A 6,344-nucleotide genomic window follows, 5' to 3' on the forward strand; every position below is an offset into this window, starting at 1 on the left:
CTGTATGGGTGGATCTTGTATTCACCCAAGTTCTTCGGCGACGTCATTGACTGGTGGCGGTTGGCACAACCTTGGCCTGACCCTGGGGCGGACGCGATGCCACACTGATGACCGGCGAGAACTTGGCGATCATTTCTCGCGGCGGATAATAGTCCGTCATCATCATCGCACCCAGGGTCCGCGCCCCTTCGGCCGGGTGGAGGGGTTCAATTCCTAACTGTTCGGCGAAGAAGGCGGCGGCGGTCTGCGGGATTCGCTGATGGCCCATGTTGTCAACCATCGAAGCGCGAACGATGCGGAACTCGCGCGCCTGATACCACGCCGTGGCCTCTTGTGATTCACGCTTACAGGCCGGGAAATCGCCATCACCCATGAAAATCGCCACGGGCATGCGTTCGCGGTATTGCGGCACCGTGTCTTCCACCATGAGCTTGGCCGAGAAGTTGGAGAGGCGGGTCGCGAGACACGCAAAGCGGTCGGGGAAGCGATTCGTAAGATAGTGCGCCAGGTAGCCGCCGGAAGACCAGCTTGTCGCAAGCACCCTTTGCGGGTCGGCTGCTGTCGTGGCGAAAACGTGGTCCATGATGGCGATCACGTTACGTTTATCTTCCAGCACGTATTGGTGTTCCCTCGTCAACGGGAATTCCATGAACGAATCGCAGGTCTCAAGCTCGGGAGCACAGACGATGTAACCGTAGATATCAGCCTGCTGTTCCCATTCGCGCTCCTGGGGCCGCGCGTTGTCATAGGGCTTCATTCCGTGAAGGGTCATGACCAGCGGCCATTTCTGAGGCTGCGGGTTGGAGTCTGCGCCTTTGCTCTTTACGTAGTCGACCGGCAGGTAAAGGTGATACCACGCGCGGGTGCTTGGCTCCTGAACACGGGCGTACTGCCCCAGGCCGCGTGGTTGAGGCACCGCACAGCCCGCGTGGAGAGAGATGCCGATGAAAGCAACGGATAACAGTCGCATTTTGTACATTATTGATAAGCTCACGTAGAGGAGACTCAGATTCGACCTTCGAGAATTTAGTCCGCGATTGTTTTCAACCACCCCGCGCCAACGCGCCCCAAAAAGCCGACCGGGCTGAGTGCCCTGCGCTTTTCGACCCCGTCGGTTCCCTCGAAAAGGCGCTTTTTGCGCGGCGACAAGCTCGTTGCTTGTGTCGTCCGGCGGCTTTATTCTGATTTCTAAACCTCGGTGCTCTTGGCACCGGACCCCGGAGGTTCGCACATCATAGCAAAGACGGTTCGGCTCGTCCAAGCGAGCCTATTCGGACTCGATTTACCTGCGATTCGGAAAGTGACCTAACCATCGAGCCCTCCGGCGCTTCTGGATTTCAAAACCGATCCAGCCATTGTGCGGTAAATTCCATGTAAATTAATTGAAAGCTGTCGACGAGGCTGTCCCCGATTGTGGGAGGGCGCCGCGCAGGAAGCGCGCGAAGGGGATTTGTGCGGGCGTCCCAGAGACGTCGCTGTCAAATATCTGACTCCACCGCGTCGTCGCGGTTAGTACAACTTGGATTGAGTGGCCAGCACTTCAAGACTGGCAAATTCTTTCGATTCGAGCTTATTGCGGGCCAGCTCCAGCAACCAAACCACTTGTTCGTGTCCTTTGGCGCGAAGGGCGTGCTCCATCAGTGACTCGTAGATAGCCCGCCCGCCATCGAACTTCAGGAGTCGCGCGGCAATTTTCTGGGCGTTCGTCGAGTCTTTGACTCCCACCAGTGCTTCGAAAATCTTGCTTCCGTGCTCCAGGGCCCGGCGTCTAAACAGCTCACTGGACCTGCGGTCCGTGTTCTGAGGATCCGACTCTTCAGCCTCCTTCATGGAATGGTAGCTCTCAATCTTCTGCTCGACGGCGGCCAGAGGATTCGGCAAGCCGGCAACGATGCTCGAATATTCGTTCGACCGAATAAGCGGATCGATGGCGTCATCGATAAGCACGCAAAGCACACGGCGATCCTCCTCGCCCCGGGCCATCAATTTTTTGTACGTGCTCGCGGTTCGTTCCTGGTCATTCAGTTCCCGATTAATCGCGGCAACCTCCGTCGCCGCTTCGAAGCGCGACCGGGGATAGCCGGAGGGTTCGGTCGTATTCTTGACCGTTTTATCGTTGAGCAGGGCGTTTTCCGCCCGATCCCGCCGAACGCGGAGGGCATCGATCGCCGGCGGGTAGTCGTTTCCGAGTTGGCGGATATACGCCAGGAGATAGGATAGGCGCATGCTCTTGAAGGCCGGGCTCGCCTCCACCCCGTGATCGAAGCACCAGAAGTACTCGTGCATCGCTTCCTTGTGTTTTCCCCTTTGGGCGAGCGCCGCGCCGTTTTGCATTCGGTTCAGCGGATCGTTCGCTCCACGAGGCTCAACCGAAGTCCCGGCACGGGAAACGCCGTACCGGTCGCGGACGGCACCTTTCGCGTCGGCAAGAAACTCCTGCGGATCGCGATAGCCGATCAGTCGTTTCAACTCCTCGCCGTCGCTCCGCAGGAACAAAAGCGTGGGATATGCTCGGATTCCAAATTGCGCGCACAGCTTGGAGTTCCGATCGCCGTCGATCTTGAGCGCGACGGTGTTGGCACGGAGCCAGGCGCGGACATTCCCGTCTTTCCAGGTCGTGCGCTCCAGCATTTTGCACGGCCCGCACCACGTGGTGTAAAAGTCGAGAAGGACGACCTTCTTTTCCTGTTTCGCCTTCTGGCATGCGCTTTCAAAGGAAATGGACGCGAAGGGCTCCTCAGCAAAAGCAACGCTCGCACAGAAGATAATCGCGCCGGACAGAAGGGTTCGCATAAATGTTCCTTTCGATTCGCTGCGGCTGGACTCTCTCGATCAACTTAAGTAGGGCAGGCCAGGCGATTGAGCGGGGGCCTTTCTACTGCTTCCGATCCCTCCGAATTCCAAATATGAGCGAACAGGCTGAAATCATCGCCCCAGTCCTCGATTCTCTTGCGGTGATAACTCGGAGGGACGGTCGCCTTCAATCTGTGGATCGGCAAATTCGGCCGCACCACAATAGTCGCTAAAAAATCGCTCCGGCTCGGGAGTGCCTGTCGGCGTTTCGGTAAGGCCGCGCTGGGCCTCTCTTCTATGTACAACCTGATTCGCTTGGCGTCTCAGCGTCGTTTCCGAACGCGACTTTTCTTGACTGTGTCCGGCTAAGCCGAAGGACCATCACTACTTAATCGCGTCGTTTTCGCTTCAGACCCGCAATATCCGGCATGACGAATTCGGCATCGGCCGCGCTTCGCGGTCCGACGAAGCAGGTGGGCTGGTGGGCAGATACTTTGGCCGTTTGCGTCCATGCTTTGCCGTGGCTGAATCGCGAAGTTCCGTCTCAGCGACGTTTCTTGCCTGCGGAGGTTGATACCACAACCGCTACGCTCTCCAAACGCACAGGTACCATGCCACGAACGCACTCATCCTAGTAGGTCTCACGGGGATTGCCAAGCACTTTTTGATGGCCGGCCGCATCGTTGCAGACTCCAATTATCCAATATCGCCGTGAGGCCCGTTTTTTCGGGGTGCGGCGAGGCAACCTGGCCAACAATTCACAACGTCGCCCGGGTGATCCAAAGTCGCGGACCGAAGCGAACAAAGATTCCGCTGGTGCGCGGCCGATGGTCCGGAAAGCGGTTCAAGAAATCCTTGACCGCCTTTTCTGGCTAAGAAATCGCCGGTGTCGCAATCAGTGTTCCTAAATTAATATTTATATACGCCCTTGTGCTGCAGTTACGTTGAGAAGCCCCCTTTGCGCAATACGATAGGTAGTGGATTCAGGGAGAAGGTCCCGTGCCACGCAAAGAAGTAAATGGGGGAGCCGACCACGTTCCACCCGAGAATACCGCCATCAAGCGCCTTCGATCCCAACTTGAGACTGAATCCGGCGACAGCCGCAAGCTGCTCGCTTCCCCAACGGATAACCCCATCTGCTCGATTCAGCACGACGATTCCCTTCCGGGCCTCGTCGTCGTGTGGCGAGACTACGCCACCAGCAGGCAACTGAGATTCGTTTACGAGTACCTCCTTCAACTCATCGAATTGCGCAACATCAGCAAGATCCTGTACGACGACACGGCCCTTCGGACGATCGCCGCCGATGACCGGTCATGGATCCTTCAGGATTGGATGCCCCGGGCGGTTCGCGCCGGGTTTCGGGCCAGCGCCCACACGGCGTCCACCGCGCATTTTGTCGGAGTCGCGGTCAATGCCCTTGCGACGGGGGCGCCCGCGGGGATTGCGTTGCGGACGTTCGACAACACCTCGGAAGCGCGGAAATGGCTACAGGATTTCGAGGTTCAATTGCGTCCCACCACTCCGACGATCCTGATCGTTGATGATGCCGACGACACACGGGAGCTGCTGGCCCACCTGCTTCTACGCGAGGGCTACGAGACGCTCTCGGTGCCGGGTCCCGCCGAGGCGATGGCGCTTCTCGAGAAGGTCAGGCCATCGCTCGTGATCCTGGACTTTAGTATGCCCCAGAAAAGTGGGTTGGACGTGTTCGCCGAGATCCGAAGCGACGCGCGACTTCGAAATGTTCCGGTGATCATGTATAGCGCCAACGATTCCGCCAGGGAATCGGCGATGCGGGCCGGCATTGATGCGTTTATTCTCAAAGGCTCCATGGACTGGTCGGCCCTCCACCGCGAAGTGGTCCGGCTCGCCGGGCCGGGAACCCTGCACAAGTCACTGCCGGATGTTCCGCCGGCGCGGGCCAAGGATGCAGGATGATACGGGGACGATGGTGCGTTCATTCGCGGTTGGGCCGCGGCGAATCAAGGGAGTCACCATGATCTGGGTAGTCACCAATCATCCCGGCACCCGGCAGTCGCTGATGCCGCTGATTGCCGCCAAGGGATATCCCGTTGAGGAATTCGACTGCGGAGACGAGGTGCTCCGGCGGGTCCGCTTTCAAACCGTCGCACTCATCATCATCGACTGCGGCATCATGGGCAGCTTCGACATGTTGAAGGCGATCCGTGGCGAACCCCAATCGCGGACCATCCCCGTCGTCATGTTCAGCATCGATGATCAGAATCTCAAAGATAAGGCCCTCCTCGCCGGAGCGGACGCCTACGTCCCCAAGGGCTCGCTGGACTGGGCCGAACTGCTGGTCGAAGTCGTTCGCTTCGCCGGTCCACCGACCGGCCCAGGCAGCAATTGAGTCTGTGCTTCCTTTAATGTCGACCTAGCGTCGCGTATTCGGCGTGCCGCCGTATCATCGCGCGCGGATACGCGGGATTCCGACCGCAGCACGCGTACGGCAGGATAGAAAAGACGGTCGATGGGTTTCAAACCCCCGAATTCCACGCGCTCATCGTCAACAAAAAAGCCACCGCGATTCACGGTGGCGGGGTGATCTCCCCGAACGCAACCGTCTCGAACTTTGGCTACCTGCCAAAATGACTGGGTTTGGAGGCCAAAGCTGTTAACCAGAGAGCGCCCTAAAGCTCGACGACGGCCCCGGCGCGGTCAATGACCATGCGTACATTATACATCCGGTCCACGACGAAGTAATAGGCCTCGCTGGCAAACTGAGAGCGGGGCGGACTCAAGCCGAGTGGCAAGGCAAACGATGCGGCTCGGCAGTTTCTCGCTGTCCTTTGATAAGACACACTAGGCGATTAGCGGCGCCGAAGAATTACCCAACGGCCATCTGGGTGTCGAGGCAACGTCGCTAGTTAATTTCCCGAGCATAGTGTCTCGAATTGGCCTGCAAGTTCGTTATTTCCAACATTTACATGAACAAAACTGCCGTCTTTATCCAAAATGAAATTGCTTGAATTTCGAGCGCCAGATTCTTCACGGAAATAAGGATCGCTCACATAATATGCATTAATGGGGTTCTTACGAAGAAACAACGCGGCATTTCTTTCGTTAACGTCCGAGCAAATAACAATCCACCTAACTCCGCCTTGCCGGTACTTGACCACTATTTCGTTCAATAGCGCAAATGTTTCGTGCGATTCTGGATCAGAGGGTGACCAAGGACCAGTCAATAAAACGAAGCGAGTCTCGCTATCCAAAGCCGCCAGCCACTGTAACCGCTGATTATTGCGTTCGCTATTTACACTCATCTGGTCTATTCGTAGCGCATGTAAAGCTATCCTGCAATTACGTGGGAGCCGCGCCCGTAACCCATGAATCGGCCCGATATCCAAAAGCGTCGAGTGTCTTCGCACCGTGAGTGACAGACTCTTATTTAGAGTCCCTAAAAGAACTTCATAAACAATGACGAAGAGTGCCGATAGCCAGGGTGTTGCAGGATGCGACGACACCGGGTGTCATGGAGGACACGCATATGGCCAAGCCTCTCGTCGACGACGGACTCTGGGCAATTG

5 protein-coding genes are annotated in these 6,344 nt (G+C 57.3%); 2 read left to right on the forward strand and 3 right to left on the reverse strand.

Annotated elements, in window-relative coordinates; genetic code table 11:
* Positions 1-43: 43 nt before the first annotated feature.
* Both VJZ71_07805 and VJZ71_07810 read right to left on the reverse strand, forming a co-directional pair.
* Positions 44-970 (reverse strand): PHB depolymerase family esterase, encoded by a 927-nt coding sequence (locus VJZ71_07805; GenBank protein ID HKQ47956.1) that lies wholly within the window; start codon positions 968-970, stop codon positions 44-46.
* A 539-nt stretch (positions 971-1,509) separates the two neighbouring features.
* Positions 1,510-2,793, reverse strand: a complete 1,284-nt coding sequence (locus VJZ71_07810) for a thioredoxin family protein (protein ID HKQ47957.1) — start codon at positions 2,791-2,793, stop codon at positions 1,510-1,512.
* Between the two features lie 999 nt (positions 2,794-3,792).
* Here VJZ71_07810 and VJZ71_07815 point away from each other — a divergent pair.
* Positions 3,793-4,734 (forward strand): response regulator, encoded by a 942-nt coding sequence (locus VJZ71_07815; protein HKQ47958.1) that lies wholly within the window; start codon positions 3,793-3,795, stop codon positions 4,732-4,734.
* A 10-nt stretch (positions 4,735-4,744) separates the two neighbouring features.
* Positions 4,745-5,167: a response regulator gene (locus VJZ71_07820; protein HKQ47959.1), complete on the forward strand. Its 423-nt coding sequence runs from the start codon at positions 4,745-4,747 to the stop codon at positions 5,165-5,167.
* Between the two features lie 517 nt (positions 5,168-5,684).
* Here VJZ71_07820 and VJZ71_07825 read toward each other — a convergent pair.
* Positions 5,685-6,080 (reverse strand): hypothetical protein, encoded by a 396-nt coding sequence (locus tag VJZ71_07825; protein HKQ47960.1) that lies wholly within the window; start codon positions 6,078-6,080, stop codon positions 5,685-5,687.
* Between the last annotated feature and the right edge of the window lie 264 nt (positions 6,081-6,344).

It is taken from the genome of Phycisphaerae bacterium (genome assembly GCA_035275405.1).
Lineage (GTDB): Bacteria > Planctomycetota > Phycisphaerae > UBA1845 > UTPLA1 > DATEMU01.

Coding starts and splice junctions, on each gene's coding strand:
- VJZ71_07805 (HKQ47956.1), bottom strand. CDS start 970: ATGCGACTGTTATCCGTTGCTTTCATCGGCATCTCTCTCCACGCGGGC.
- VJZ71_07810 (HKQ47957.1), bottom strand. CDS start 2,793: ATGCGAACCCTTCTGTCCGGCGCGATTATCTTCTGTGCGAGCGTTGCT.
- VJZ71_07820 (HKQ47959.1), top strand. CDS start 4,745: ATGGTGCGTTCATTCGCGGTTGGGCCGCGGCGAATCAAGGGAGTCACC.
- VJZ71_07825 (HKQ47960.1), bottom strand. CDS start 6,080: ATGAGTGTAAATAGCGAACGCAATAATCAGCGGTTACAGTGGCTGGCG.